Origin of the sequence: Mesorhizobium sp. 113-3-9, assembly GCF_016756515.1 — a bacterium.
GTDB lineage: Bacteria > Pseudomonadota > Alphaproteobacteria > Rhizobiales > Rhizobiaceae > Mesorhizobium.
Genome location: NZ_AP023246.1, coordinates 2,138,129 through 2,163,192, shown reverse-complemented (window position 1 = coordinate 2,163,192; position 25,064 = coordinate 2,138,129). Strand labels below are relative to the sequence as shown.

The 25,064-nt window shown below is 61.1% G+C and carries 28 protein-coding genes and 1 tRNA gene; 17 read left to right on the top strand and 12 right to left on the bottom strand.

The window, feature by feature from the left end:
* Nucleotides 1-61: 61 nt before the first annotated feature.
* A complete protein-coding gene (kdpA, locus tag MesoLj_RS10460) occupies nt 62-1,765 on the bottom strand; it encodes a potassium-transporting ATPase subunit KdpA (RefSeq protein ID WP_140771971.1) in 1,704 nt (567 codons plus the stop codon).
* Between the two features lie 20 nt (nt 1,766-1,785).
* The gene (gene kdpF / locus MesoLj_RS10455; protein ID WP_019861144.1) at nt 1,786-1,875 is read right to left on the bottom strand and encodes a K(+)-transporting ATPase subunit F; all 90 of its coding nucleotides are present in this window, start codon (nt 1,873-1,875) and stop codon (nt 1,786-1,788) included.
* Between kdpF and MesoLj_RS10450 the strand changes: the two genes are divergently transcribed.
* Nucleotides 1,874-2,155, top strand: coding sequence for a hypothetical protein (locus tag MesoLj_RS10450; protein ID WP_202325937.1), 282 nt, complete (start codon nt 1,874-1,876; stop codon nt 2,153-2,155). The genes kdpF and MesoLj_RS10450 overlap by 2 nt on opposite strands.
* Nucleotides 2,156-2,236: 81 nt before the next feature.
* Nucleotides 2,237-2,734 carry a YciE/YciF ferroxidase family protein gene (locus tag MesoLj_RS10445; protein ID WP_202325936.1) on the top strand — a complete coding sequence of 166 codons (498 nt, stop codon included), beginning with the start codon at nt 2,237-2,239 and terminating at the stop codon, nt 2,732-2,734.
* A 165-nt stretch (nt 2,735-2,899) separates the two neighbouring features.
* Here MesoLj_RS10445 and MesoLj_RS10440 read toward each other — a convergent pair whose 3' ends face one another.
* Nucleotides 2,900-3,619, bottom strand: coding sequence for a Crp/Fnr family transcriptional regulator (locus MesoLj_RS10440; RefSeq protein ID WP_202325935.1), 720 nt, complete (start codon nt 3,617-3,619; stop codon nt 2,900-2,902).
* Nucleotides 3,620-3,838: 219 nt separating this feature from the next.
* Here MesoLj_RS10440 and MesoLj_RS10435 point away from each other — a divergent pair, with 219 nt between their 5' ends.
* Nucleotides 3,839-4,075, top strand: coding sequence for a DUF6894 family protein (locus MesoLj_RS10435; RefSeq protein ID WP_140771976.1), 237 nt, complete (start codon nt 3,839-3,841; stop codon nt 4,073-4,075).
* Between the two features lie 153 nt (nt 4,076-4,228).
* The gene (locus MesoLj_RS10430; RefSeq protein WP_202325934.1) at nt 4,229-4,426 is read left to right on the top strand and encodes a hypothetical protein; all 198 of its coding nucleotides are present in this window, start codon (nt 4,229-4,231) and stop codon (nt 4,424-4,426) included.
* 156 nt (nt 4,427-4,582) lie between these two features.
* Here the strand turns inward: MesoLj_RS10430 and MesoLj_RS10425 are convergent, their stop codons facing one another.
* Complete coding sequence (locus tag MesoLj_RS10425) at nt 4,583-4,885, bottom strand: DUF982 domain-containing protein (RefSeq protein ID WP_172348624.1); 303 nt, start codon at nt 4,883-4,885, stop codon at nt 4,583-4,585.
* A gap of 260 nt (nt 4,886-5,145) precedes the next feature.
* Here MesoLj_RS10425 and MesoLj_RS10420 point away from each other — a divergent pair, with 260 nt between their 5' ends.
* Nucleotides 5,146-5,979 carry a class I SAM-dependent methyltransferase gene (locus tag MesoLj_RS10420; protein WP_202325933.1) on the top strand — a complete coding sequence of 278 codons (834 nt, stop codon included), beginning with the start codon at nt 5,146-5,148 and terminating at the stop codon, nt 5,977-5,979.
* Between the two features lie 496 nt (nt 5,980-6,475).
* Nucleotides 6,476-6,871, top strand: coding sequence for an ArsR/SmtB family transcription factor (locus MesoLj_RS10415; protein WP_140771982.1), 396 nt, complete (start codon nt 6,476-6,478; stop codon nt 6,869-6,871).
* 498 nt (nt 6,872-7,369) lie between these two features.
* Here MesoLj_RS10415 and MesoLj_RS10410 read toward each other — a convergent pair.
* Nucleotides 7,370-7,459, bottom strand: a tRNA-Ser gene (locus tag MesoLj_RS10410).
* Nucleotides 7,460-7,862: 403 nt separating this feature from the next.
* Here MesoLj_RS10410 and MesoLj_RS10405 point away from each other — a divergent pair.
* The 4 genes from MesoLj_RS10405 (at nt 7,863) to MesoLj_RS10390 (ending at nt 11,028) form a co-directional block, all read left to right on the top strand.
* Nucleotides 7,863-8,546, top strand: coding sequence for a hypothetical protein (locus MesoLj_RS10405; protein WP_244735339.1), 684 nt, complete (start codon nt 7,863-7,865; stop codon nt 8,544-8,546).
* 130 nt (nt 8,547-8,676) lie between these two features.
* The gene (locus MesoLj_RS10400; protein WP_140771986.1) at nt 8,677-9,000 is read left to right on the top strand and encodes a hypothetical protein; all 324 of its coding nucleotides are present in this window, start codon (nt 8,677-8,679) and stop codon (nt 8,998-9,000) included.
* 39 nt (nt 9,001-9,039) lie between these two features.
* On the top strand, nt 9,040-9,702 hold the full coding sequence (gene msrA, locus MesoLj_RS10395; protein ID WP_202325932.1) for a peptide-methionine (S)-S-oxide reductase MsrA: 663 nt from the start codon (nt 9,040-9,042) through the stop codon (nt 9,700-9,702).
* A 336-nt stretch (nt 9,703-10,038) separates the two neighbouring features.
* The gene (locus MesoLj_RS10390; protein ID WP_140771989.1) at nt 10,039-11,028 is read left to right on the top strand and encodes a BMP family lipoprotein; all 990 of its coding nucleotides are present in this window, start codon (nt 10,039-10,041) and stop codon (nt 11,026-11,028) included.
* Nucleotides 11,029-11,512: 484 nt separating this feature from the next.
* Here the strand turns inward: MesoLj_RS10390 and MesoLj_RS10385 are convergent, their stop codons facing one another.
* Nucleotides 11,513-11,932, bottom strand: coding sequence for a hypothetical protein (locus tag MesoLj_RS10385; RefSeq protein WP_202325931.1), 420 nt, complete (start codon nt 11,930-11,932; stop codon nt 11,513-11,515).
* Nucleotides 11,933-11,949: 17 nt separating this feature from the next.
* On the bottom strand, nt 11,950-12,159 hold the full coding sequence (locus MesoLj_RS10380; RefSeq protein ID WP_056577711.1) for a SlyX family protein: 210 nt from the start codon (nt 12,157-12,159) through the stop codon (nt 11,950-11,952).
* Between the two features lie 216 nt (nt 12,160-12,375).
* On the opposite strand from MesoLj_RS10380, the gene MesoLj_RS10375 reads away from it, so the two are divergent.
* From MesoLj_RS10375 to MesoLj_RS10345, 7 genes are all read left to right on the top strand, one after another.
* Nucleotides 12,376-13,908 carry an ABC transporter ATP-binding protein gene (locus MesoLj_RS10375; RefSeq protein WP_140771992.1) on the top strand — a complete coding sequence of 511 codons (1,533 nt, stop codon included), beginning with the start codon at nt 12,376-12,378 and terminating at the stop codon, nt 13,906-13,908.
* The gene (locus MesoLj_RS10370; RefSeq protein ID WP_202325930.1) at nt 13,905-15,044 is read left to right on the top strand and encodes an ABC transporter permease; all 1,140 of its coding nucleotides are present in this window, start codon (nt 13,905-13,907) and stop codon (nt 15,042-15,044) included. The genes MesoLj_RS10375 and MesoLj_RS10370 overlap by 4 nt, the downstream gene beginning before the upstream one ends.
* Nucleotide 15,045: 1 nt before the next feature.
* Nucleotides 15,046-16,116: an ABC transporter permease gene (locus MesoLj_RS10365; RefSeq protein ID WP_172372180.1), complete on the top strand. Its 1,071-nt coding sequence runs from the start codon at nt 15,046-15,048 to the stop codon at nt 16,114-16,116.
* A gap of 166 nt (nt 16,117-16,282) precedes the next feature.
* Nucleotides 16,283-16,675: a cytidine deaminase gene (gene cdd, locus MesoLj_RS10360; RefSeq protein ID WP_140771997.1), complete on the top strand. Its 393-nt coding sequence runs from the start codon at nt 16,283-16,285 to the stop codon at nt 16,673-16,675.
* 13 nt (nt 16,676-16,688) lie between these two features.
* Nucleotides 16,689-17,498, top strand: a complete 810-nt coding sequence (locus MesoLj_RS10355) for a purine-nucleoside phosphorylase (RefSeq protein ID WP_202325929.1) — start codon at nt 16,689-16,691, stop codon at nt 17,496-17,498.
* Nucleotides 17,498-18,817 carry a thymidine phosphorylase gene (gene deoA, locus MesoLj_RS10350; RefSeq protein WP_202325928.1) on the top strand — a complete coding sequence of 440 codons (1,320 nt, stop codon included), beginning with the start codon at nt 17,498-17,500 and terminating at the stop codon, nt 18,815-18,817. Before MesoLj_RS10355 ends, deoA begins: the two co-directional genes overlap by 1 nt.
* A 250-nt stretch (nt 18,818-19,067) precedes the next feature.
* A complete protein-coding gene (locus tag MesoLj_RS10345; RefSeq protein ID WP_202325927.1) occupies nt 19,068-19,952 on the top strand; it encodes a 3'-5' exonuclease in 885 nt (294 codons plus the stop codon).
* On the opposite strand, the gene MesoLj_RS10340 is transcribed toward MesoLj_RS10345, so the two are convergent.
* From MesoLj_RS10340 to MesoLj_RS10320, 5 genes are all read right to left on the bottom strand, one after another.
* Complete coding sequence (locus MesoLj_RS10340; protein ID WP_244735527.1) at nt 19,949-20,545, bottom strand: SLATT domain-containing protein; 597 nt, start codon at nt 20,543-20,545, stop codon at nt 19,949-19,951. The genes MesoLj_RS10345 and MesoLj_RS10340 overlap by 4 nt on opposite strands.
* A gap of 41 nt (nt 20,546-20,586) precedes the next feature.
* A complete protein-coding gene (locus MesoLj_RS10335; protein ID WP_202325925.1) occupies nt 20,587-22,089 on the bottom strand; it encodes a reverse transcriptase domain-containing protein in 1,503 nt (500 codons plus the stop codon).
* Between the two features lie 428 nt (nt 22,090-22,517).
* The gene (locus MesoLj_RS10330; RefSeq protein ID WP_202325924.1) at nt 22,518-23,081 is read right to left on the bottom strand and encodes a TIGR02281 family clan AA aspartic protease; all 564 of its coding nucleotides are present in this window, start codon (nt 23,079-23,081) and stop codon (nt 22,518-22,520) included.
* A 120-nt stretch (nt 23,082-23,201) separates the two neighbouring features.
* Entirely contained in the window at nt 23,202-23,831 is a 630-nt protein-coding gene (upp, locus tag MesoLj_RS10325; protein WP_010911460.1) for a uracil phosphoribosyltransferase, read from the bottom strand.
* Nucleotides 23,832-23,980: 149 nt separating this feature from the next.
* On the bottom strand, nt 23,981-24,955 hold the full coding sequence (locus tag MesoLj_RS10320) for an adenosine deaminase (RefSeq protein WP_056577727.1): 975 nt from the start codon (nt 24,953-24,955) through the stop codon (nt 23,981-23,983).
* Between the last annotated feature and the right edge of the window lie 109 nt (nt 24,956-25,064).

Sequence of the window (25,064 nt, the reverse complement as noted above, 5' to 3'; positions counted from 1 at the left end):
CTCATTGCCGGCTGGCCGCCGGGTCCTGCGGCGCATGGTGCTGAACCAGGGCATGATCGCCTCAGAAGGTCTGCCCGTGGATCATCGCCAGGTGCTCGACGATCGGCCCGACGGCGAGCGCCGGGAAGAAGGTCAGGCCGCCGACGATGACGATGACGCCGACCAGCAGCCCGACGAACAGCGGACCGTCTGTCGGGAACGTGCCGGCCGAGGCGGGCACCGTCTTCTTGGCCGCCAGCGCGCCGGCGATGGCAAGCGCGGGGATGATGACCAGGAAGCGGCCCATCAGCATGCCGATGCCGATGGTGATGTTGTACCAGGGCGTGTTGCCGGTGAGGCCGCCAAAGGCCGAACCGTTGTTCGCCGCGGCCGAAGTGTAGGCATAGAGCACTTCGGAGAAGCCGTGCGGGCCGCCATTGGCCATCGAAGCCACGGCGCTGGGCAGGACAACGGCGATAGCCGTGAAGATCAGCATCGCCAGCGGCAGGCACAGTATGGCCAGCATCGCCATCTTGACCTCCTTGGCCTCGATCTTCTTGCCGAGATATTCGGGCGTGCGGCCGACCATCAGGCCGGCAACGAAGACGGCGACCACGATGAACATCAGGATGCCGTAGAAGCCGGCGCCGACGCCGCCGACGATGACTTCGCCGAGTTGCATGTTGATGAGCGGGATCATGCCGCCAAGCGCCGTGAAGCTGTCATGCATGGCGTTGACCGCACCGCAGGATGCGGCCGTCGTGACGACAGCGAACAGCGCCGAGAGCGCGATGCCGAAGCGGGTTTCCTTGCCTTCCATGTTGCCGCCGTCGATGCCCAGCGCATGGACCAGCGGATTGCCCGCGGCCTCCGCCCAGTAGCAGACGGCGACGCCGGCGATGAACAGCGCGCCCATGGAGGCGAGGATCGCCCAGCCCTGGCGCTGGTTGCCGACCATGCGGCCAAAGACGTTGGTCAGCGCGGCACCCAGCGCGAAGATGGTCACCATCTGGATCAGATTGGAGATCGCGTCCGGATTCTCGAACGGATGTGCCGCATTGGCATTGAAGAACCCGCCACCATTGGTGCCGAGCATCTTGATGGCGACCTGGGAGGCGACCGGGCCGAGAGCGATCGTCTGCTTGGCGCCTTCCAGCGTGGTGGCGTCGACGTAAGGCCCAAGCGTCTGCGGCATGCCGAGCCAGACATAGACAAGCGTCAGCACGATGCACAGCGGCAGGAGCAGGTAGAGCGTGCAGCGGGTCATGTCGACCCAGAAATTGCCGATCGATTTGCCGGAGGCACGGGCAAATCCACGGATCAGCGCAACCGCAATCGCGATGCCGGTGGCCGCCGAAACGAAATTCTGAACGGTCAGCCCCGCCATCTGCACGAGATAGGACATGGTGCTTTCGCCGCCATAGTTCTGCCAGTTGGTGTTGGTGACGAAGCTGGCGGCGGTGTTGAAAGCAAGCGCCGGATCGACCGCGCTCATGCCGGCCGGGTTGTAGGGCAGGCTGCCCTGCAGGCGCTGCAGGAGGTAAAGCACCAGGAAGCCTGCAACGTTGAAGAGCAGCAGGGCCACCGCATAGCTGGTCCAGTGCTGCTCCTCGCGTTCGCTGGTGCCGCAAACGCGGTAAAGTCCGCGCTCGAGCGGGCCGAAGATCGGCGAAAGCAGTGTGCGATCGCCGTTGAAGACGCGGTGCATGTAGAAGCCAAGCGGCTTCGTCAGCAAAACGATGATCCCGCAGAAGACCAGGATCTGTATCCAACCGTTGAGTGTCATGGCTGTGGCTTTCCGTGCCTTCAGAAGCGTTCTGGACGAACGAGCGCATAGGTCAGGTAGGCGAGCAGGAACAAGGTCACGCCGCCACCGAGGATGTAATCGAAAAGCATGATGCGATCCTTCAGCTCAAATTCTGTCGCAGGCTTTGACGTAGACCAAGGACAGGGCGAAGAACAAAAGCCCTATCCCGACAACAATGATGTCCATTGTGCTTCTTCCTTGCTTCCGCTTTTTACTTCGCACCTGCCGGATGCAGGCGGACAATTACGTGAAACGGCGCGCCGCACTTCGAGCAGTGACAGCGTTCGACGTTTTCCAATAGGGAATATGGACCCGATCGCCATAAAGGTTCGAGACGGCCAAGGGCGGAAAGAAATAGGAATTTTATAAAGGTTTTCCGCTTCGCAACGGCGGGAACGAATCTTGCGGCCGGAGATTGTCGGCCTTGAGGGATCACCAAAGGAGATGACAATGGCAAAGCAGAAAATGCTCGACGACCTCTTTCACGACACGTTGAAGGACATCTATTTCGCCGAAAAGAAGATATTGGCGACGCTGCCGAAAATGGCCAAGGCCGCGCAAAGCGCCGAATTGAAGGCCGCCTTTGAAAAGCACCGCACCGAGACCGAGGGCCATGTTGCGAGGCTGGAGAAAGTCTTCGGCGTCATCGGCAAGAAGCCGGTCGGCAAGACCTGCGCGGCCATCATGGGCATCACCGAGGAAGGTGCCGAAATCATGGAGGAGTACAAGGGATCGCCCGCGCTCGACGCCGGCCTGCTGGCCGCCGCGCAGGCGGTCGAACACTATGAGATCTCACGCTATGGCACGCTGAGGACGTGGGCCGGTGAACTCGGCCTGACCGAGGCCGTGACACTGCTCGAAGCGACGCTGAAGGAAGAGAAGGCGACTGATGAAGCGTTGACGCAGATCGCGGAGTCGGCGGTCAACGTCGCGGCGGAAGCGGCATAGATCCGCAAAGGTCGGAGCGGCCCTTAAGGCGTGTGGGATTCAAGGTCAGGCCGCGCCGAAAGCGGTGGTTCGAGAACCGGAGCGGAGCGTGCTTGAAGTACGTGGGCACCGGAAGCGCGGAAAGCCATCCTTTGCAGGCCGGCCTCACCTGGACATCAACATACCTTAGCGTGGTTCCCGCATCATGCTGAGGTAGGTTGGATCGAACTCGGCGATTTCCTGCAGCCGGTGCCAGTCGAGGATGGTCACCGTGTGGTTCGCCCAGCTGACAACGCCGACCTTTCGCAGGGCGCCGATGACCCGGTTCATGTGCACCACCGAGAGGCCAAGCACGTCGGCCATCTCTGCTTGCGAGAGCGGCAGATGGAAGCTCATCCCGTTGGTCCGTTGCACCACTTGCAGCCGCACGAAAAGCTCACAGACGAGATGGGCCAGATGTGAGGTCTTGGAGCGCCGCCCCATGGCGACGATCCATTCGCGGTGGATGGCGCCGTCGACCAGCGTGTCCAGCCATAAGAGCCGTGTGAGATGCGGCGCCTGCTCGGTGATGGTGCGAAGCCGGGCGTGATCGGCGAACATGACATGGCAAGGCGACAAAGCGACGATGCCGTGATCCATGGTCTTCAGCAGGAAGGCGTGGAGATCGACGAAGTCACCGGGCACCTGCAACGAGGTGAACTGCCGGCCGCCATCCTCCAGCACCTTGTAGCGCGCCGCCAGCCCGTCAAGGATCAGCGTCGAATAGGTCGGCCGCGACCCGGAAGCGACGATGTCCTGGCCGATGGCGAAATGCCGTTCGAAGGTCATGGCGCCGGCCAGCAGCGCCTTCTCGGCGTCTGACAGCGCGTCATGCTGGCCCAGGTTGAGGTAGAGGGATTCAAGCACCGCAATCTCCCGCGAAAGGGCTTCGGAAGCCATCGCCATGTGTTCTGTCGGGAGCAAAGGCGGCTCGGGATGCACTAAGCCTTTGGCCGCTGATAGGCATTAACATTTGTTAGAGCTGCTTGTTCCGCAGCAAATGCCGCCGCTGATGGAACAACTGTCCAGTCTGCGAATTGTCGATTGAATATCTCGCCATTTCATCAGTCTGAGGTCCAGCCCATCATGCCTCGATATTATCTTGACCTTTACAATGGCGACGGTCTCACGGTGGATGATGACGGCCAGGTCTTCGAAACGCGCGAGCGCATGCGGCGCGAGGCAATCCGCATCCTGCCTGACATCGTCCGCGACGAGATCATCGAAAACGACCACACCGCCATCACGGTCAAGGTCCGCGACGAGGGCGGACGCCAGATCTTCGAGGCGTCGCTCGTCGTCTCGTCCGGTTGGTGTGACTGACAGCTCTTCGCTTCAGGCATCGGCGGCAAAAAGTGTCCCGACCATCATTTGTAATCGCGACCCTTGCCGCAACGCTGCACCATGCGGAGCCGGCGGATGATGGAGGCGGCGATTGTTCCGAACCAACGCCCCGTGGGATGGAGGTAGCAGCACATGGTCCGTGCAAAGGTCGACACCCAGCGTGACGAGCGCGCCAAGCGTGAATCGCAGATCGTGATTGACGCCGAGCGCGCGGCTCGCGAGGCAAAGACAGCCAGGTTGAGAGAATTGCGCCTTGCGGCGCAGTCAGCGCCGGAGCCTGATCCGGCGAGGCTCAAGCCGACGCGCCGGGGCGCACATTCGAAAGGTTGATGCCCCAAAGGCGCCGCGCAACATTAGCGGTAAAAATAGCTGTGATCTTTGCGATCTTCGCGCGGCAAAGGCGAAAGCCCGGCTCGGGAGGGCCAAGCCGGGCTTTCCATGATGGCCAATGCGAAATTGGCCACCACAACGGAGGTGGCCTCGAACTCAGGCGGCGTAGCCGCCATAGCCGCGCGCGACGGCGCGCGCCACGATGACCGGCTCGATCTCCGGCCAGAGGATGCCGGCGGCTTTCGCGAATTCGACGAGCGCATGGCGCGCCTCATCCCTGGTGATGCAGCCTTCCAATGCGAGGCCACACGCCTCCACGGCATTGCGATGGAGGGGACCGCGGCGCGAGGTCGTCCAATTGGTCAGGAAGTCGTGCATTTCGGCCAACGAGGCGATCTCGCGCTTGAAGCCGAGGCCGACGGTCAGTGCGACCGGTGAATGAAACAGCTTGTCGTGCATGAAGCGGGCTCCTGATTGTCGCAGCGCCAGGAGAGATATCCGGGCTGGTCCACGAATGGGACGCCGTGAAACGCGCGGAGGGCCAAGAGGTTCCGGGCCAAGAGTTGCCAGTCGAGAAAACGGCGATTGCCCGCTTGCCGCTTTTCGGCAGCCACCGTTCGCGCCAGCCAGCGTATACAAAACCTCGCTCGCCTGGCCCGGCCACGCACACGGTGGATGGTGCCGGTTGAGATGTCGCCGGCTATCGGCTATCGACAACCATGAGGGACTTTCAGGCTTGGAAAATTTCCGGGTTTTGCCCGATTTGCCAGAAAAATACGGAATTTGTGGCAAAGGGCGCCTGGCTGCGTGACGAGTTGGTCTGCACATCCTGCCCGCAGGGATCAATCCCCCGGGAACGAGCACTGGCGCTCATCCTCAACGAGCTGAGACCCGACTGGCGCGGCTTGCATATCCATGAGTCCTCGCCCGTAAGCAGGGGCATATCGGCGGTCATGAAACGTGACGCGCGACACTACATTGCGTCTCAATACTTCCCGGACCAGCCATTTGGCTCGATGCACAAGGGGGTCCGCAACGAGGATCTCGAAAATCTGACTTTTGGTGATTGCAGCTTTGATATCACGGTGACGCTTGACGTGATGGAGCACGTGTATCATCCGGACAAGGTAGTTTCCGAGGTCTTCAGAACTCTGAGACCCGGTGGAATTTACATCTGTACTTTTCCGGTCCGGAAATCTCAGACCAGCGCGTGGGAACGCAGGTTCATCCAGCATGGGGATGGAACGAGAGAGCATTTGAAGGAGCCGGAAATCCACGGAAATCCGGTTAGCAACGAAGGTTCAATCGTGACTATCGACTACGGCTACGATCTGCATCTGGCCATCGCGGAGTGGGCGGCATTTGATGTTCGCGTGTATCGCTTCGCCGATCGCACGCACGGCATCCTTGGCGAATACACAGACCTGATCGTCTGCACAAAGCCTGCTTCAGCCAAGGGAGAAAGGACGGCAATCGAACGAACGCGGCCGGAAACGAGGCTTGATCGCTGGCTTGATCGCCTTGTCAAACGGGCTCGCTCACTTGGCCGTTGATCAACCGGTCCGTCAGATTGCCCACGCGCATCCCCAAATTGACCGCGGAGCCAACCCCTTCCGGCGGACCAACGACGATATCACAAGTGTGAAAAACGGTGCTGCTGAGGCCATCTGGCGCGCACTGCGGGGCAGCACCTCACATCATCTGTTCAGGAAGCCAATTCTTGACCGCGAACCATATCGCCAGATCAGCGCAACGATTGCCGTGTATTCTATTAGACGACGAGGAGCAGGCATGAACGACGCTCGGGCTGAATAGGACTGCTTGGAGACATAGGCCCGCATGCCGAAAGGAGAATAGCCGATTCGGCTTGTTGGGTTGCGGTGGTAGTCGCAACCAACTCCGCGGCAGCTCGTTGACCTATGCTGGTTGATCCCAGCACTCGGACCCTGGCCCGCTGCCATTACCTATCCGGCAGTGGGCCTTTTTGACGCCTGTTGACTCGCGAAGCCGGGGCAACGATTTTGCTCCGCTGCGGACAGGGACATAAAAATGGCCTCATACGTCAGGCAAAGACTTGCGGAAATCAAGGCAAACCCCGCTCTGCGGTGGCGCCGGACCAAACGCCTTACGCTGCGCAAGCAGGCGGGCGTCGCGGCGCGGTGGGTTGCTGTCCTGGCGCAGGACAAGCGCCTGTTGATAGTTATTCATTTGGTGGATCAGGAAAGAACGGTGACCGACCTGGTCTCCCGGGTGGGCGGCAGTCAGACCACCCTTTCAAAACATCTCAGCGTGCTTGTTGAACACGGGATTGTGGAATGCCGCGCCGAAGGCACCTGGCATTACTATTCCTGCAAGTCGGAAGACGCCAAGGCTGTCATCCGGCTGCTGGATGATCTGGCCCGAAATGACATGCTTCCCGGGGCACCCTCAAATCCGCCGGGTTGACAATTTTGGTTCGCGCAAGGCACGTTGCCGGCTTGAGGGACAACCGGGGGATTCCCATGAAGAAAATTTACGAGAAGCCGATCCTGACCAGACGCGAGCGTTTGGCGGCGGCAGCGGCGCAGGCAGTTTCACCAACGTCTAAGGGGTTCTAGGAATGAAGAAAATCTACGAAAAGCCCGTGCTCACGAAACGCGACCGCCTTTCGACCGTCACTGCTGCATCGGGCCCTTCAACCACACCGCCGCTTGGTTGATCTCTTAAAGCAAAGCATTGAAGGCCCGCCGGCTCCACCGGCGGGCTTTTTGCGTTTGGCCTGCGCATTGATGCTTGCCGCCGGCGGCTTCATCGCGGTTGGCGCAAATTTCCCGCCGAAGGCAATGCCTGGGGTTGCCAAAGGGCGCGCTCGCAGTGCTGATCATTTACAGCGAAGCTCGAATTTTTAGGTGTGAAGCGAAACACCGTTTACTTCGACGGCTATGGCTTGCGGTTCCTGTGGAATGGCGGAGAGAGCGGGATTCGAACCCGCGTTACGGTCTCCCGTAAACACACTTTCCAGGCGTGCGCCTTCAACCACTCGGCCACCTCTCCGTCCTTGCCTTCGCGCCGGCCGGTTTCGCCGCGCGGGTTGGGGAGATGCTCTCCCTTGGGGCTTCGGTGCGGAATGTCCGCGCCGTGGACGCCGCCCAACCAGCGGACATCCTTCCCCGGCACCTGAGCCGTCAAAGCAACAGGCGCGGGGCTCATCTAGTCGATCCCGCGCCGAATGCCAAGCCATAACGGCAGTCTATTCGCTTTGCCGGACACATGGTGTTTCGCAAGGCCGCTGTCGCGCCCGTTTTCGGGGTGCCCGCGCCGCGAATGATGTGCACAGCCAAGCCAGCAAGGCCTGCCGTGCTTGACTTCGCCGCCGGCCGCCTGTCGAGTGAAGCTGAGGCTTTGCGGGGGGCATCGTCCGGACATGACATCAGGTGAGCAACCGGGCAGTGGACAGATGCCGGCCGGGCGCGCGGGCAACGACCTGTCCTACGTCCCCGTGGGCTGGCTCATCTTCGTCATGGCGTGGTCGGTCTATGGCCTGGCGTCGGCCTGGTGGCTGGTCGGAAATTCCGGCCTGCCGGACAAGATCTTCTATTTCCTCCTTGGCGGGCTCGTCGCCAATGTCATCACCATCCTGTGGGGTCTTTATCTGCTCGGCCTCGCCTTTGGCCGCTCCGGGCGCTTCCCACGCCATTTCACCATCTGGCAGGTCGCCACCATCGTCTGGCTGCTGGCAAGGCAGGCCTATGTGCTTACCGTGCCGGATTTCGTCTTCTCCGCCAGGGGCCTGAGCATCACCGCCATCGAGATCGGCATCGGCCTGCTGTGCATCTACCTGCTGCGCCGCGGCTCCGGCGCCGAGACCGTTTATGCCAAGCAGCAAACCGAGGCGCCGCCGGTTTTCGTTTCGATTGTCGCCGCCTTGCTCGGCATCATCCTCGGCGCCGTTGTCGGCGCCCTAGGCGGCTTCTTCGCCGGTTCCGTGATCGCCGAGGTCGCCGAGGTCAGCTGCTTCGAGGGCGGCTGCGGCTATTTCGCCGCCTTCATCGGCCTCGCCGGGCTGGTGGTCGGCGCGATCGGCGGCGGTATTCTCGCCGTCTGGTTCGTTCACCGGCGCGGACGCAGGCCGATGGCGTAGGGGCGGAAGGCCCAAGCCTTCAAATTCGCGTATCGCGGTTGCGGGCAGGTCACGCGCATTCTATTTCTCGTTCGGGACACGTGCCGGAGATCCCAGGGAAAGCGTCTGGGATCGGCCGGGGGAGAGCTTGATGTTTCGCTTCATTTTTCGTCTTGCCGCCATGATCGCGCTGTCGGTCTCCGTCATCATGGCGGTGCTCGACACGACGCGCACGGTGGCGGCTTCGGCCTTGGTGCTGACCCCGCTCAACGCCAGCTGGCTGGCCGTCTCGCCGGACACGCGGGCGGCGTTCGAAACCTTTGTCCGCGCCAAGGCCGGCCCGCTTCTGTGGGATGGCGCCGTCGCCTGGGTGCTCAACCAGCCGGGCTTTGCCGTGTTCGCGGTGCTGGCCTTCCTGCTTTACGCCATCGGCTACAGGCGCCAGCGGCGCACGGGCCAATTCGCCACCAATTGATCGATTTCTTGCATCCCGCCAAGGGAAGGAAGGCCGCGCATGTTCTTTCTGAGCGACATGCTGAACCGGAAACTCAATCTGCCGAAGCCGTCCGAGGCGCTGCCCGGCCGCGCCAGGGCGATCGCGACCGCGCCCAGGCACTTTGTTTCGAAACGGCCGCTCAAGGGCCCCTATCCCGATGGGCTTGAGACGGCGATGTTCGGGCTCGGCTGCTTCTGGGGCGCGGAGCGCATGTTTTGGCAGACCGAAGGCGTCTGGGTCACAGCCGTCGGCTATGCCGGCGGCATCACGCCCAACCCGACCTATCAGGAAACCTGCACCGGTCTGACCGGCCATGCCGAAGTGGTGCTGGTCGTCTTCGACCCGGAAACCGTCTCCTATGCCGACCTTCTGCGGCTGTTCTGGGAAAGCCACGACCCGACTCAAGGCATGCGCCAGGGCAATGATGTCGGCACCGCCTACCGCTCCGCGATCTACACATCGGGCGATGCGCAATTCCAGGCGGCGGGCGCTTCGCGCGAGGCCTACCAGGCCTCGCTGCGGGGTGCCGGCCACGGCGGTATCACCACCGAGATCGCACCGGCGCCCGCCTTCTACTTCGCCGAAGCCGACCATCAGCAATATCTGGCGAAAAACCCTCACGGCTACTGCAACCTTAAGGGCACCGGCATAGCCTGCGCCATGCCGGCCGCCGCCTCCTGACGGCCAGGGCAATTCCAGGAAAAGTGCGAAGCGGTTCCCAGGCAAAGCGCATGGCGCTCTGCCAACAGGAATTGCGTCAAAACACGAAGTTAGAGCGGTTCGGCGTATCCGTGAAACGATGAACCGCTCTATCGCGCAAGGATCGGACTGCTGCACGGCCTGCCCGTGGCACGCTTTTCCAAAAGGTCAAAATTCCGCGTGAATTTTGTTTCGGGCCGTGCCAGATTGCCGCCGAGCGGGAGGAAATACACTCCTGGCTGACGTCGCATGCCTGCCGCAGAACCGGGCGGGCAAGCGAGGCGTAACGGAAAAAATAACCGACAGGGTGTGGATCACATGAAACGTATCGTTCTCGGCCTCCTGGCCGCAACCGCAATGGTTCTTCCGGCTTTCGCCGCCGATGTCCAGCCGGCCATCCTCTATGATCTGGGCGGCAAGTTCGACAAATCCTTCAACGAGGCGGCCTACCATGGCGCCGAGAAGTTCAAGGCCGAGACCGGCACGCCCTATGTCGAATTCGAGGTGTCCAACGCCTCGCAGCGCGAGCAGGCGCTGCGCCGCTTCGCCGAGGACGGCCACAACCCTATCGTCATGGCCGGCTTCGCCTGGGAGGACGCGCTGAAGAAGGTCGCGGCCGAATATCCCGATCTCAACTTCGCCATCATCGACGATGCCGTCGACCTGCCCAATGTCCGCTCGCTGGTGTTCAAGGAGAATGAAGGTTCCTACCTCGTCGGCATCATGGCCGCGATGGCATCGAAGTCCAAGAAGGTCTCCTTCATCGGCGGCATGGACATCCCGCTGATCCGCAAGTTCGAATGCGGCTATGTCGGCGGCGCCAAGGCGGCCGGCGCCACCGAAGTCATCCAGAACATGACCGGCGACACGCCGGCTGCCTGGAACGATCCGGCCAAGGGCGGCGAAATCGCCAAGACGCAGATCGACCAGGGCTCCGACGTGGTCTACGCCGCGGCCGGCGGCACCGGCGTCGGCGTGCTGCAGGCGGCGGCTGATGCCGGCAAGCTCGGCATCGGCGTCGATTCCAACCAGAACGGCCTGCAGCCCGGCAAGGTGCTGACCTCGATGATGAAGCGCGTCGACGTTGCCGTCTACACCGCCTTCATGGACGGCAAGAACGGCACCTTCAAGGGCGGTCTCGAGAACCTCGGCCTCAAGGAAGGTGGCGTCGATTATGCCATGGACGACAACAACAAGGCGCTGGTGACCGACGAGATGAAGGCCGCCGTCGAAAAGGCCAAGGCCGACATCATCGCCGGCAAGATCCAGGTGCACGACTACACGGCTGACAACGCCTGCCCGTATTGATCGGCAAGCACTGAGGTTTGGAACCGCCGGGTGAAAGCCCAGCGGTTTTGTTTTGGAGACAGTCGAATAAGGCGGTGCCAGCCCCCACTCCGTCTCGGCTTCGCCGAGCCACCTCTCCCCCATGTACATGCAGGGCAATCGCATATGGTTTTTTGCGAAGAGGACCCCCACCCTAACCCTCCCCACAAGGGGGAGGGAACGCTGCCGCATGCCATTTTTTTGGCATCGAGCCTAGGCAATTTGCGGAGATCAGCGCCTACCAAGTCTCCCTCCCCCTTGTGGGGAGGGATTAAGGGTGGGGGTCCTCTTCATAAAAACTCATATGCGATTGCCCTGCATGTACATGGGGGAGAGGAGATCGCTAATCGCCGAGGATCGCTGCCTTGAAAGGCTTGGGTTTCCTCTCCCCCACGGATGTGGGGGTAGAGGTGGCTCGACGAAGCCGAGACGGAGTGGGGGAGCACCCTATGCGATCATGCAAGGGTCAGGGCAAAAGCGCGCCGCCGGTAGACCAAACCCCCACGAGATAGCCCAGCGCGAAGACCGCGATCAGCACGATGGCGATGACGGCGCCGCGCCGGCCGCCAAGTGAATGCACGCCGATGCCGTTAGGCCGGCGCTCCAGACTGCGGATCACCGGCGTTGGTTTCGACCCGTCCAGCCCAACACTGCGCATCTGCGGCAACTCGGCGAGGCGTTGCGTGACCAGCGTCCAATGATTGGCGGGCAAGGCGGGTTTTTCGACGCGGTCGAAAACATGCATGCGTTCGGCAAGCCGCACCACCGCGTCGCGGAAGGCAGGATCGATCTCCAGATCGCGCTCTGCCCGTTCACGCTCGGCATCGTTCATCAGGCCGAGCACATAATCGCCGGCCCGTGCGATGCGATCGCTTTCACTGGCCATGGCTCCCGCCCCCTCCCCTACCAGTGCGGCGGCTTGGTCACAGGGACGTCGGGTGCCGCCTGTTCCTCCAACGCCAGGAAGCGTTCGGTCAGCGCGTCAAGCTTGCGCTGCATGCGCTCGATCACCGTCCACTGCTCGGCGATCTGGCCCGACAATTCCTCGATGGTCTTCTCCTGCTCGGCGGCGCGGATTTCCAGCGTCGTCAGCCGGTCGGCGGGCATGGTCATGCAAAGTCCCCAGTTTCGTACCGCGATGCCTTGCGCCACAAGTGTCAAATCGGCTTCGCCATATTAGCGAATGTGAGAGCGTCGGCCACGTTCGAAATTGACAAGCGCGCGGGGATTTGTCGAGAGTGGGCTCTGCTCGGGCCAATTGGCATGAGCGGAGCGTCATGCTAGGCATTTTGACCAAGCGATAAAAAAATAAGAGTGGGACAAGGCTGCATGGTGCAAGCGGCAATCGAACTGATTGGCATCAACAAGAGTTTTGGCGCGGTTCGCGCCAACCGCGACATCAATCTGGAGATCGCGCGCGGCACCATCCACGGCATTGTCGGCGAAAACGGCGCCGGCAAGTCGACGCTGATGTCGATCCTCTACGGCTTCTACCAGGCCGACAGCGGCGAGATCCATGTCGGCGGCAAGCCGGCTTCGATCAAGACACCCAATGACGCCATCGCGCTCGGCATCGGCATGGTGCACCAGCATTTCATGCTGGTCGACAACTTCTCGGTGCTGGAAAACATCATCCTCGGCGCGGAGAACGATGCTCTCCTCAAGAGCAGCATCGCCAAGGCGCGTTCGGAACTGGAGCGGCTGGAGCGCGAATACGGGCTGGAGGTCGATCCCGACGCCATCATCGAGGAACTGCCGGTCGGCCTGCAGCAGCGCGTCGAGATCCTCAAGGCACTCTATCGCGGCGCCGAGATCCTGATCCTCGACGAGCCGACAGGTGTGTTGACGCCGGCCGAGGCCGACCACCTGTTCCGCATCCTCAGGCAGTTGAAGGAACAGGGCAAGACGGTGGTGCTGATCACCCACAAGCTGCGCGAGATCATGGCCATCACCGATACCGTGTCGGTGATGCGCCAGGGCACGATGGTGGCGACCAGGGAGACGAAGAAGACCACCGTCGAGGAACTGGCCGAACTGATGGTCGGGCGGCGCGTGCTCTTGAGGGTCGAGAAGGGCGAGGCGCAAGCCGGCGCCGTCAAGCTCGCGGTTGAGAAGCTGACCGTCAAGGATACGCGCGGCGTCACCATGGTCGACGACATCTCCTTCGACGTGCGCGCCGGCGAGATCGTTGGCATTGCCGGTGTCGCCGGCAATGGTCAATCCGAACTGCTGGAGGCGATTTCCGGCATCAGGCGCGCCGTTTCCGGCTCGGTCATGCTCGACGGCAAGCCGATCGACCTGACCGGGGCGGCAGATCCCGGCGAACTGCGCGACCGGGGATTGGCGCACGTGCCGGAGGATCGCCACCATGTCGGCCTGGTTCTGGCCTTCGAGGAGCACGAGAATTCGATCCTCGGCTATCACGACGACCCCCGCTATCTCAAAGGGCCGTTCCTCAACGTCGATGCCATCATGGCCGATGCCAGGGACAAGATCGAGAAATACGATATCCGTCCGGGCAATCCACGCCTGAAGACCGCCAATTTCTCCGGCGGCAACCAGCAGAAGATCGTGCTGGCGCGGGAGATCGAACAGGATCCCGGCGTGCTGATCGTCGGCCAGCCGACGCGCGGCGTCGATGTCGGCGCCATCGAATTCATCCACAAGCGCCTGATCGCCATGCGCGACCAGGGCAAGGCAGTGCTGGTTGTATCGGTCGAGCTCGACGAGATCCGCTCGCTCTCCGACCGCATCCTGGTGATGTTTGCCGGCCGCATCGTCGGCGAGCGCGGTCCGGAGGCGACCGAGGGCGAGCTTGGCCTGCTGATGGCGGGTGTCGAGCACCAGGAGGCCGCCCTTTGAGCACGCCTTACGCCAAATTGCCGGCCTGGGCCGACTATGGGCTGATCCCGCTGATCAACCTGTCGGTGGCCTTCATCGTCGCCGGCTTCGTCGTGCTTCTGGTCGGCGAAAATCCATTCCGCGCCGCCGTCATCCTGGTCGAGGGCGCCTTCGGCAAGGGAACAGGCATCGCCTTCACCCTGTTTTATGCCACCACCTTCATCTTCACCGGGCTTTCGGTGGCGGTGGCGGCGCATTGCGGCCTGTTCAACATCGGCACCGAGGGGCAGGCCTACATTGCCGGTCTCGGCATCGCCATCGTCTGCCTGTCCTTCGACAGCGTGCTGCCCTGGTGGCTGACCTTCCCGCTGGCCATCGTCGCATCGGCGCTGGTGGGCGCCTTGTGGGCGCTGATCCCCGCCTATCTGCAGGCCAGGCGCGGCTCGCACATCGTCATCACCACCATCATGTTCAATTTCATCGCCGCCTCGATCATGGTCTACCTGCTGGTCGGGCCGTTGAAGCCGGCCGGGTCGCAAGCCCCGCAAACCCGCAACTTCCTCGCCGGCGCCGAACTGCCGAAGCTCAACTGGATCATCGAACTGTTCGGCGCCAAGATCCGTTCGGCGCCGCTCAACGTCACCTTCCTGCTGGCGCTGGTCATGGCCTTCCTGGTCTGGCTGCTGATCTGGCGCACCAGGCTCGGCTACGAGATGCGCACCTATGGCCACAGCCCCAAGGCGGCGCGCTATGCCGGCATCTCGGAAGCCCGCATCATCATCACCGCGATGATGATCTCGGGCGCGCTGGCCGGCATGATGGCGCTCAACCCGGTGATGGGCGACCAGCACAATGTCGCAATCGACTTCGTCTCCGGCGCCGGCTTCGTCGGCATTGCCGTGGCGCTGATGGGGCGCCTGCATCCGGTCGGCATCGTGCTGGCGGCGATCCTGTTCGGCATGCTCTATCAGGGCGGCGCCGAACTCGCCTTCGAGATGCCGGCCATCAGCCGCGACATGATCGTCATCATTCAAGGCTTGGTGATCCTGTTCGCCGGCGCGCTCGAACACATGTTCAGGCCCTATATCCAGGCGCTGTTCGCCTCGTTCAGTCCGCGGTCGGTCGGCATGGAAGCGGTCAAGGGAAAGGGCGCCTGAGATGGATCTTCTCAACGCTGTCGTCCAGGTCCTCGACTCCACCATCCGCCTTTCGGTGCCGCTGCTGCTCGCCTGCCTTGCCGGCCTCTTCTCCGAGCGGTCCGGCATCTTCGACATCGGGCTGGAAGGCAAGATGCTGGTCGGCGCCTTCGCCGGGGCCGCCGCGGCCTCGGTCTTCCACTCGGCTTTTCTCGGCCTTGGCATGGCCATCCTGATCTCGGTCGCCTTCGCCATGGTGCACGGCTTCGCCTCCATCACCCATCGCGGCAACCAGATCGTCTCCGGCGTGGCCATCAACTTCATCGCCGCCGGATCGACCATCATCCTGGGCCAGGCCTGGTTCCAGCAGGGCGGGCGCACCCCGGCCCTTCAGCCGGGCGAACGGTTTGAATCGATAACGGCTGATGTGATCTCGAACTTCCTGTCCACCTACAGCTTCAGCACCGCAAGCCTCGCCGATGTCCTGGCTTCGATCCGCGGGCTCATCCTTTACCTGCCGGCGCTGCTGTTCGATGCGCTCGCCAGGATCCCCGGCTTCGGCCCGGTGTTCGCCGAGCTTGTGCTTGGTCATTCCATCCTCGTCTACTTCGCCTTCGCGATGGTGCCGTTCACGTGGTGGGTGCTGTTTCGCACCCGCTTCGGCCTCAGGCTGCGCGCCGTCGGCGAGAACCCGGCCGCCGTCGACACCGCCGGCATCTCGGTCGCCTGGCTGCGCTATCGCGCGCTGATCTGCACCGGCATCCTGACCGGCGTCGCCGGCGCCTATCTGTCGATGGTGCAGAATGGCGGCTTCGTGAAGGACATGACCGCCGGCAAGGGCTACATCGCGCTCGCCGCGTTGATCTTCGCCAAATGGAAGCCGGTCAACGCCATGTTCGCCTGCCTGCTGTTCGGCTTCCTCGATGCCGCGGCAATACGCCTGCAGGGCTCGCCGCTGCCGATCATCGGCAAGGTGCCGGTGCAGTTCATGCAGGCGCTGCCCTATATCCTCACCGTCATCCTGCTCGCCGGCTTCATCGGCAAGGCAATCCCGCCGCGCGCCGGCGGCGTGCCCTACGTCAAGGAACGCTAATGCATGTCGCCCAAAAGTGACCTCGGTTTTGGGAGAACGACATGCATAAGACAAAAAATTGAAGCGCGTCGCCTGGATCCGTTTCGACGCGACGCGCTTTAAGGGCCGACGGCTCGGCGCAAGGATGCGCCGGGTTTTGGACACGATCATCGGAGAGAACAACTGAATGTCGCATGATCTGTTCGAAGCGGCCAGAACCGCCATGGCCAAGGCCTATGCGCCCTACTCGAAATTTCCGGTGGGTGCCGCCTTGCGCACCGAGGACGGACGCGTCTTCACCGGCGCCAACATCGAGGTTGCCTCCTATCCGGAGGGCTGGTGCGCCGAGACGACAGCGCTTGGCCACTACATCATGGCTGGCGGCGGCAAGATCGTCGAAATCGCCGTCCTTGCCGAACGCATGGCCAAATGCTCGCCTTGCGGCGGCTGCCGCCAGCGGCTGGCCGAATTCTGCCAGCCGGACACAAAACTCTATCTCTGCGACAATACCGGAGTCGTCGAGACCGTGACCATGGGCGACATGCTGCCTTATGGTTTTCGCGGCGACATCTTGAAATGATGGGCTGGCTGCAATGACCGAAAAGGCGGTGGACCATCTTATCGAAAGGCTGGACGGGCTGGCGCCGTCGACGGCGCTGGTGCTGGGTTCGGGCCTCGGCGGGCTTGTCGACCGGATCGAGCATCCGGTACGCGTGTCCTATGCCGACCTGCCTGGCTTTCCCAGGAGCGGCGTCAGCGGCCATGCCGGCGAGGTCGTGGCGGGACTGTTTGCCGGCACGCCGGTGCTGATGCTGTCCGGCCGCGCCCACTACTACGAGCATGGCAACGCGGCGGCGATGCGCCCGGTGCTGGAAGTGCTCGCCGGCATCGGCATCACGAAACTGATCCTCACCAATGCCGCCGGTTCGGTCGATCCCGACATGTCGCCGGGATCGGTGATGCTGATCACGGACCACATCAATTTCTCGGGCACCAACCCGCTGATCGGCGAGCCGAGCGACCGCCGCTTTGTCGGCCTGACCGAAGCCTATGATGCCGGCATCCGCAAGGCCATCGAGCGCGCGGCGAAGGCCACCGGCACCGCATTGCACAAGGGCGTCTATATGTGGTTTTCCGGCCCGTGTTTCGAAACGCCGGCCGAGATCCGCATGGCGCGCGTCATGGGCGCCAACGCCGTCGGCATGTCGACCGTGCCGGAAGTCATTCTCGCCCGTTTCCTCGGGCTGCGCGTCGCCGCCTGCTCGGTCATCACCAATCTGGCCGCCGGCATGACCGGAGCCGAGCTTTCACACCAGGAGACCAAGGATATGGCGCCGGTTGGCGGCTCGCGGCTGGCAACGGTCCTGCAGCGCGTGTTCCGCGACGGACTGCTGGAGAGCTGATGCTTCCCCAGGAAATCATCCGCCACAAGCGAGACGGCCAGAGGCTGCCGGCTCGTGAAATCGCCGCCTTCATCGACGGTGTGACATCGGGCGCCGTCACCGACGGCCAGGCTGCGGCTTTCGCCATGGCGGTGTTCTTCAACGGCATGAACCGCGACGAGGCCGTGGCGCTGACGCTCGCCATGCGCGATTCCGGCAACGTGCTCGACTGGTCGGACCTGCCGGGGCCTGTCACCGACAAGCATTCGACAGGCGGCGTCGGCGACAATGTCTCGCTGATGCTGGCGCCGATCGTCGCCGCCTGCGGCGCCTATGTGCCGATGATCTCGGGCCGCGGCCTTGGCCATACCGGCGGCACGCTGGACAAGATGGATGCGATATCAGGCTATGTCAGCCAGCCCGACATCGCGCTGTTTCGCCGGGCGGTGCTGGAAACGGGCTGCGCCATCATCGGCCAGACCGGCGATCTCGCGCCTGCCGACCGCCGGCTCTATGCCATCCGCGACGTCACCGGCACCGTGGAATCGGTGCCGCTGATAACCGCCTCGATCCTGTCGAAGAAGCTGGCCGCCGGCCTGGGCTCGCTGGTGCTCGACGTCAAGGTCGGCAATGGCGCCTTCATGGAGAAGTCGCGCGACGCGACCGCGCTCGCCAACAGCCTCGTAGAGGTGGCCAGCGGCGCCGGGCTGAAGGTTTCTGCGCTGATCACCGGCATGAACGAACCACTGGCCTCGGCGGCCGGCAATGCCGTCGAAGTCCGCAACGCCGTCGACTTCCTGACCGGCCGTCTGCGCGACCGGCGCCTGGAAGATGTGACGCTGGCGCTGGCCGCCGAAATGCTGCAGTCGGCGGGACTGGTGTCGTCCAACCAGGATGGCCTGCGGCGCGCCACGGAGACACTTACCAGCGGCCGCGCCGCCGCCACCTTCGCGCGCATGGTGGCGGTGCTCGGCGGTCCCGCCGATTTCATCGAGAAGCCGGAAAAGTATCTGCCGGAACCGGCAACGGAATTCGCGGTCAAGGCAACGGCGGACGGCTTCGTCACCGGCATCGCCACCCGCGACATCGGCCTTGCGGTGGTTGGCCTGGGGGGCGGGCGCACAAGGCCTGACGACAGGATCGACCCCAGCGTCGGCATCACCAGGCTGCTGCCAATAGGTGCGGAAGTCCATGCCGGAGATGCCCTGGCGCTGGTCCACGCCCGCTCGCCCTCCGATGCCGAGGCGGCGGCCGCAGCCGTGCATTCGGCCTATACGATCGGCGCCTCGAAACCACCGGCGGACAAAACCGTCATCCGGCGCATCCTGCCGCGCGGCTAGGTTGCCCTACGTGATAGGTCTGCGAAATGGCTGGCAGAACCGCGGTCACCCCGGCTTTCAGCGCTCCCAGTTGCGGCAAAACGTTGCGCAACCTATATCTACGCCAATTCTGGCAGGCGGAGGTCTTATGGCGCGCGTACAAACAAGCGCTGTAGCGTAGGACAATTCCGACCCGCCAAGCCCGCCCCATTTGCATATGCTAAGGTGCGCCAGCGGATCGCCGCCCGCTGACTGTGATATTAGAGGACAGATGAACCATCGCGTGACAACAAGCGAGGAAAACGAGACACTCATCAAAACACTGGAGGAACTCGGTCAATATCGTGTCCTTCGTCGGGTACCTCGCGTTTCATCCACGGTTCGACCAGTCTCCGGCAAGGACAAGGTGGCCATCCTTCTCGATACCGAAACTACAGGGCTCGATGCCTCTGATGAGATCGTGGAGATTGCCATGATCTCTGTAGCTTATGACGAGGGCACACAGTTAATAGGTCCAATTTCTCAGTTTGAGGCGCTGCAACAACCCTCCAAGCCGCTGACCGCCGACGCAGCCCGGATTACGGGCATAACGAACAGCGAATTGAGGGGGCGACAGATTGATCATGTCGCGTTGACCGCGTTTGTGGAGAAAGCAGACATTATCATCGCTCATAACGCTTCCTTTGATCGGCCAAAATGCGAGAAACTCGATCCTATATTCTCGCAAAAACCGTGGGCGTGCTCAGCTACGGGCGTGGACTGGAAGGCATTCGGCTACGAAAGCAGCAGGCTCAAGTATCTGCTACTTGAAAGCGGCTATTTCTACGATCCGCATCGTGCCATGGGCGATTGCAATGCGCTTCTACAGTTGCTGCAAATTAGGTTGGGTGACCAGTCTGCGTTCACTAAAATTGTGGAAAGTGCACGGTTGCCGACATACCGAGTGCAAGTACGCGGCCGGTTCGAGACGGCTGCGCCACTACGAGCCCGAGGATACCGTTGGCGACAGGCCGGCGGAGGGCAAACCGGTTACTGGCAAACTACCTTACCGCCCCATATGATCGAACAAGAACTGGCAACGCTCAAGGCCCAAGACTCAAACGGCACCGAGGTCACGGCAGAGAAATTAACAGCCTTCGAGCGCTTTCGAGACTAATGTGGTGCAACTGAAAATACATTGACGGCAAGCCAAACCGTCGCCATGAGCACCACAATGATAATGCAGAGTTGAAAGATCGCAGAATACATGAAAAGCAAGCTGCGCCTCACCATTTTCATTGGCGGCAGCAGCAAGCGTTCAATGCAATTACTCGGTTGCCGTTTTTCGAACGCCCACAGCCGGTAGTCAGCGCTGGTGTGGTTTACTCCCGTGTTCGCGATCAAATGTTCGTATTCGGAAGCAATATCACCCAACCGCTTCACATTAGGGTTTGGAGAGACAAGCTGTCTTTCCATCTCGCGAGCCAAAGGGCTTATCATAAGCGCATTCTGCAACAACTTTTCTGATTGAACCGCGCGGCCCGCCGCGTAGTCAAATAGGGATATGACCAGAAGCGATATCGATGCCATCACCGAAACAATGCTCAATACCCGGAGATCAAATGCGTTGAAAGCCTCGGGATAAAGGGCCGACACAAATGCCCATCCCGTCAGATAAATAGACAGAAACGCTATAGTTATTATGCTGTGTAAATCCTTCTTCCTCTCTGTCTCCGACGCAGTAAACCTAACTCCACGCGTCTGAAGCATAATTTTTACGAGGTGATCAAAGTATTCTCTTTCATCCTGCGTCAATATGAATACCCCATGCCAGTTGTGTCGACCCCTCCTAGCCCGTGCTGAGCCCAACTCTTTCTAGCTGAGCGCCAAGCAAGAAAGAAGCTAGGCATCTTGGTCTCCATGTCGAGGCCGGGGAAATTATACCATTCTCCGGAGGTCAATTTTTTCATGGTTACAGGCTTCAGCGTCTTTCCAACTGCCGCCTTGACGATCTCGCGCCGTTTTTTCAATGCACGCCTTATCACGTCCAACAACCAGCCGTCCAAAGCGCGGAACTGATGGCCCTGCTCTACCAAACTGAAATACGAAACCGCGCCCAGCACACGACCAACTTTCGTAGTACCGGCAAGATATCCCTCTAATTTTGATTGGCTCAGACCGCCATATATGTATTTTCGTAACTCGTTTATACAAGTTACGAGGTCCCAATCATAAAATCCAGCACCAAAACGCTTCGCCGATATCTTACCAGTGCGCCTCGGGTGCAACAGCAAGTTGTTATATATGATCTTCGCACAGCGTAATTTAATTGTGCGAATTGATTTTTCGCTTACAGAAAGGCCAGATGGAGAAAATCGATAGCTCAAAAAATTAAAATGGCCAATATTCGCCATCTCGGCCGGTCGTTCTGAAAATAATCGAATACCTATTGATTTATCACGATTAATAGAGACGCCACTAACCTCCGAAAATTTGGCGAACGCTTCAGCGCACTTCAGCGCGTCCTCATAAGCATAATTGATGACAACACAATCATCGGCAAACCGCGCGAACGAGCCATTGAGAATTGATAGTTCTTGATCAAGGCTATGGGCAGCGACGTTTGCGACGAAGAGAGACAGCGTGTTCCCTTGTGGGGTTCCCACGGACCGGACCCCTGACGATAAACCATCACTGAACGTGTGCGTCATCACTGATTGGATAAGAGCCCTCTCCATGCTGGTTGTGAGAAAGGGGCCGCTGAGTCCAAGCGACCTAGTTACAAATGAGTGTCCTATGTTATCGAAATATTTGGAAAAGTCGTACTGGCTAACGAATACCTTCTCTCGGTTCAAAAGTGGTTTGATCTTTAAGATAGCATCAAAAGGCGTCTTCCCTTCCTGATAGGCAAAACTACTGTCAGAGAATATCTTGGCGTTTCGTTTTCTTATGCGGTTAAAGAAAATTGTCGCGATTGCAGCATCCGGAATACTGAACGAGTCGATATTTCTGAAGTCGCCATTTGGTTTTGGAAATTTCAACCTCTGCGCCACGACTGGTATATATGCCCCAGCTTGCAGACTGGCCCATATACCTTTCGACAAAAACCGAGCGTGATTGATGCAGTACCGTGGATCAAAATGTCTATGAAAGGTCCACGATGATGGCAAAGTATGAGCCGACGCCTTGGCTGCTACACCGGTCCTTTTACGAAAAGACTTCCTATATTTGTGGACGAAATATTGCTTCTGGGAATAGCGAGCAAGTCGCTTCTTGGCCTCGCGAATGATCGCGGCCTCAATTTGGCTGTCCATTCTCCCCCCTCTATCGCCAGCGGGCAGCGGTAGTCAGAGGCCGTTGCGAAGTTGAGTGTAGGTTGGCACCCGCACCCTGCAATGTGAGACTGCTACCCGCTGGCTAGTGCTTCTCGCACATTGGAATAGATTGACGTGATCGGCGGAGGCCGTCAAGAACTTGTCAGCGCGTTACACGCCAAAGGATGAGTGTCGGAGGCGACTGGCTTAGCAGAACAGCTTGCATTTGGGGCTGCTCGTCTGTCACTCGTTGGTGCCACCCTCATCTGACAAGTCTACGGTCGGGTTCGATCCAATCGTCTATTTCACTTATCGAGACCTACATCAGAGTCTCATAGGACACTGGAGAGGGCCTGGATCAGCCCAGCAATTGCGTCGGCACACCGACCGCTGGCTTGCCCCGGCAACAAAACGCTCAAGCGGAATTTCTACTGAACGAGCAGCAGCGTGCCGTTTTCGGCCTGGTATTTGCCGAGCCGGTTGAGGAAGCTCATGCCGATCAGGTTGGTGTGGAGCGCCTTGTCGTCGAGCACGATGGCCTGCACGCCATCGACGCTGATGCTGCCGATCTGCAGGCGGTCGATCGTCACCACGGCCGCCTTGATCGAACCGTTGGCGGTGTTGACCTCATGGCTGAAATCGGACGGGTTGAGCGACAGCCCGATCCTGCGCGCCGTCGACGTGTTGACCGCGACCAATGTCGCGCCGGTGTCGATCATGCCGTCGACCTGACGGCCGTTGAGTTTGAAGGTCGACGAGAAGTGTCCGCGCCCGTCCGCGGCGACGACGACCTTGCGGCCGGTCGGCAGCGGCGCCACAGGCTTGTCGGGAACCGACGCCAGATTGGCATCCGGTTGCGTCTGCGCCTCGGGCCTGGCTGCCACCGTCGATTTCAGCAGGTTTTCGAAAATCTGCGGATTCGATTGATAGACGACAGGGATCGATGCCGACGTACCGGCAAAGACGCTGAAGATGAGAAGCTTGCGCAGCATAGATCGGCCTTTGTTACGGTCGATCCTTTAACGCCGGATGGTGTTTGCCGCTTTAACGCGCCGCGAAACCATGTCTTTGCGTAAACGCTTGGTAAATCCTGCCAGGCAACTTTGCCTGTATTATTTCGTCCCGTACATGCGATCGCCGGCGTCACCGAGACCCGGCATGATGTAGCCCTTCTCGTTCAGCTGCCGGTCGATGGACGCGGTGAAGACCGGAACGTCCGGATGCGCCTTGGTGAAGCGCTCGATGCCTTCGGGTGCCGCCAGCAGGCACAGGAAACGGATGTTGGTGGCGCCGCGCCCTTTCAGCTTGTCGATCGCCGCGATCGCCGAATTGGCAGTCGCCAGCATCGGGTCGACCACGATCACCAGCCGGTCGGCAAGATCGCTTGGTGCCTTGAAGAAATATTCGACCGCCTCCAGCGTCTCATGGTCGCGATAGAGGCCGATATGGGCAACGCGCGCCGCCGGCACCAGGTCGAGCAGGCCTTCCAGCAAGCCGTTGCCGGCGCGCAGCACCGAAGCGAAGACCAGTTTCTTGCCCTCCAGCGTCGGCGCTTCCATGGTCTCGATGGGCGTTTCGATGGTCGTCGTCGTCAGTTCGAGATTGCGCGTGACCTCGTAGCCGAGCAGCAGCGATATCTCGCGCAAGAGCCGCCGGAAGCCGGCCGTCGAAGTCTCCTTCTTGCGCATGATGGTCAGCTTGTGCTGGACAAGCGGGTGGTCGACGACGGTGACGCCCTTCATGATGTTCTCCTGATGCGTGTCGCCCGAAACCGCGCGCATGGATCCTTTCGGACGTGTCGCGCTTCAAGCTATCTCGCCGAACCCTAGCGACAATGGACCGGCCAAGGAACCGCTTGGCCGCCACCGACCACAGCTTTGTCGGAACAAAATCAGCGCGCCGCGCCGTTCAGCCGGGCTAGAAGTGCCGCCTTGGTCTTTCTGTCGACGAAGGCGGCCTCGATGGCGGTCCTGGTGACGGCTGTCAGCGCCTTCTCGTTCATCGAGAAATGCTCCGCCGCGATATCGTATTCGCGCTTCAGCGAGGTCCAGAAATAGGGCGGATCGTCGGAGTTCAGCGTCACCTTGCAGCCGGCCGCCTGCAGGGCGGGAAACGGATGATCGGCAAAACTGTCGAACACCTTGAGCGCGATGTTGGAGCCGGGGCAGCATTCCAGAACGATGCCTTCGTCGGCGATACGCCGGACAAGGTCCGGATTCTCGATCGCACGCACGCCGTGGCCGATACGGGAGGGCTTGATATGGTCGAGCGCCGCCTGCACGGTTTCCCACCCCGTCAGTTCGCCGGCATGGACGGTGATGCCGAGCCCGGCCTCGCGGGCGATCTCGAAAGCCCTGACATAGTCCTCCATGTCGCCCATGCGCTCATCGCCGGCGACGCCGAAGCCGGTGACCAGCGGATGCCCGCAGCGCGCCGCGAAGCGCGCGGCCTGTTCGATCGACTCGACGCCGACATGGCGCACGCCGGTGACGATCATGCGGCCCTCTATGCCGGTCTTGGCCTTGGCGCGAAGCATGCCTTCGCCGAGCGCGTCCGTATAGGCCTTGGGCGACAGCCCGGCTTTCGTCGCATGGTCCGGCGAAGTGAACACTTCGGAGTAGATCGCCCCGTCGCGGGCAAGGCTGGTCAGATAGTGGTCGGCCAGCCGCGCATAGTCCTCCTCGGTGCGGAACAGGTCGGCGGAAAAGTCATAAGCAGCGAGAAACGAGGTAAAGTCGTGCCAGACGAAGGAGCCGTTCTGGATATAGGGCGAAGTGTCCTTGCCGTATTTCTGCGCCTGCCGGATGACGAGTTCGGGCGCCGCTGCCCCTTCCACGTGGCAGTGCAATTCCGCTTTCAAAGGCATTCAAACATCCCGTCGGTCAGTCCAGGTCTTGAAAACCCACCACCTGGAAGCGCGGCTGAACACCGCGCCTTAAACAATAGCGCCCACAGCATCGATCGGCTATGGTCCC

Excerpts from the sequence above, each read along its gene's own strand:
- kdpA (WP_140771971.1), bottom strand. The coding sequence starts at position 1,765 with ATGACACTCAACGGTTGGATACAGATCCTGGTCTTCTGCGGGATCATC.
- MesoLj_RS10450 (WP_202325937.1), top strand. The coding sequence starts at position 1,874 with ATGATGCGATCCTTCAGCTCAAATTCTGTCGCAGGCTTTGACGTAGAC.
- kdpF (WP_019861144.1), bottom strand. The coding sequence starts at position 1,875 with ATGCTTTTCGATTACATCCTCGGTGGCGGCGTGACCTTGTTCCTGCTC.
- MesoLj_RS10445 (WP_202325936.1), top strand. The coding sequence starts at position 2,237 with ATGGCAAAGCAGAAAATGCTCGACGACCTCTTTCACGACACGTTGAAG.
- MesoLj_RS10435 (WP_140771976.1), top strand. The coding sequence starts at position 3,839 with ATGCCTCGATATTATCTTGACCTTTACAATGGCGACGGTCTCACGGTG.
- MesoLj_RS10430 (WP_202325934.1), top strand. The coding sequence starts at position 4,229 with ATGGTCCGTGCAAAGGTCGACACCCAGCGTGACGAGCGCGCCAAGCGT.
- MesoLj_RS10425 (WP_172348624.1), bottom strand. The coding sequence starts at position 4,885 with ATGCACGACAAGCTGTTTCATTCACCGGTCGCACTGACCGTCGGCCTC.
- MesoLj_RS10420 (WP_202325933.1), top strand. The coding sequence starts at position 5,146 with ATGAGGGACTTTCAGGCTTGGAAAATTTCCGGGTTTTGCCCGATTTGC.
- MesoLj_RS10415 (WP_140771982.1), top strand. The coding sequence starts at position 6,476 with ATGGCCTCATACGTCAGGCAAAGACTTGCGGAAATCAAGGCAAACCCC.
- MesoLj_RS10405 (WP_244735339.1), top strand. The coding sequence starts at position 7,863 with ATGCCGGCCGGGCGCGCGGGCAACGACCTGTCCTACGTCCCCGTGGGC.
- MesoLj_RS10400 (WP_140771986.1), top strand. The coding sequence starts at position 8,677 with ATGTTTCGCTTCATTTTTCGTCTTGCCGCCATGATCGCGCTGTCGGTC.
- msrA (WP_202325932.1), top strand. The coding sequence starts at position 9,040 with ATGTTCTTTCTGAGCGACATGCTGAACCGGAAACTCAATCTGCCGAAG.
- MesoLj_RS10390 (WP_140771989.1), top strand. The coding sequence starts at position 10,039 with ATGAAACGTATCGTTCTCGGCCTCCTGGCCGCAACCGCAATGGTTCTT.
- MesoLj_RS10385 (WP_202325931.1), bottom strand. The coding sequence starts at position 11,932 with ATGGCCAGTGAAAGCGATCGCATCGCACGGGCCGGCGATTATGTGCTC.
- MesoLj_RS10380 (WP_056577711.1), bottom strand. The coding sequence starts at position 12,159 with ATGACCATGCCCGCCGACCGGCTGACGACGCTGGAAATCCGCGCCGCC.
- MesoLj_RS10375 (WP_140771992.1), top strand. The coding sequence starts at position 12,376 with ATGGTGCAAGCGGCAATCGAACTGATTGGCATCAACAAGAGTTTTGGC.
- MesoLj_RS10365 (WP_172372180.1), top strand. The coding sequence starts at position 15,046 with ATGGATCTTCTCAACGCTGTCGTCCAGGTCCTCGACTCCACCATCCGC.
- cdd (WP_140771997.1), top strand. The coding sequence starts at position 16,283 with ATGTCGCATGATCTGTTCGAAGCGGCCAGAACCGCCATGGCCAAGGCC.
- MesoLj_RS10355 (WP_202325929.1), top strand. The coding sequence starts at position 16,689 with ATGACCGAAAAGGCGGTGGACCATCTTATCGAAAGGCTGGACGGGCTG.
- deoA (WP_202325928.1), top strand. The coding sequence starts at position 17,498 with ATGCTTCCCCAGGAAATCATCCGCCACAAGCGAGACGGCCAGAGGCTG.
- MesoLj_RS10345 (WP_202325927.1), top strand. The coding sequence starts at position 19,068 with ATGAACCATCGCGTGACAACAAGCGAGGAAAACGAGACACTCATCAAA.
- MesoLj_RS10340 (WP_244735527.1), bottom strand. The coding sequence starts at position 20,545 with ATGCTTCAGACGCGTGGAGTTAGGTTTACTGCGTCGGAGACAGAGAGG.
- MesoLj_RS10335 (WP_202325925.1), bottom strand. The coding sequence starts at position 22,089 with ATGGACAGCCAAATTGAGGCCGCGATCATTCGCGAGGCCAAGAAGCGA.
- MesoLj_RS10330 (WP_202325924.1), bottom strand. The coding sequence starts at position 23,081 with ATGCTGCGCAAGCTTCTCATCTTCAGCGTCTTTGCCGGTACGTCGGCA.
- upp (WP_010911460.1), bottom strand. The coding sequence starts at position 23,831 with ATGAAGGGCGTCACCGTCGTCGACCACCCGCTTGTCCAGCACAAGCTG.
- MesoLj_RS10320 (WP_056577727.1), bottom strand. The coding sequence starts at position 24,955 with ATGCCTTTGAAAGCGGAATTGCACTGCCACGTGGAAGGGGCAGCGGCG.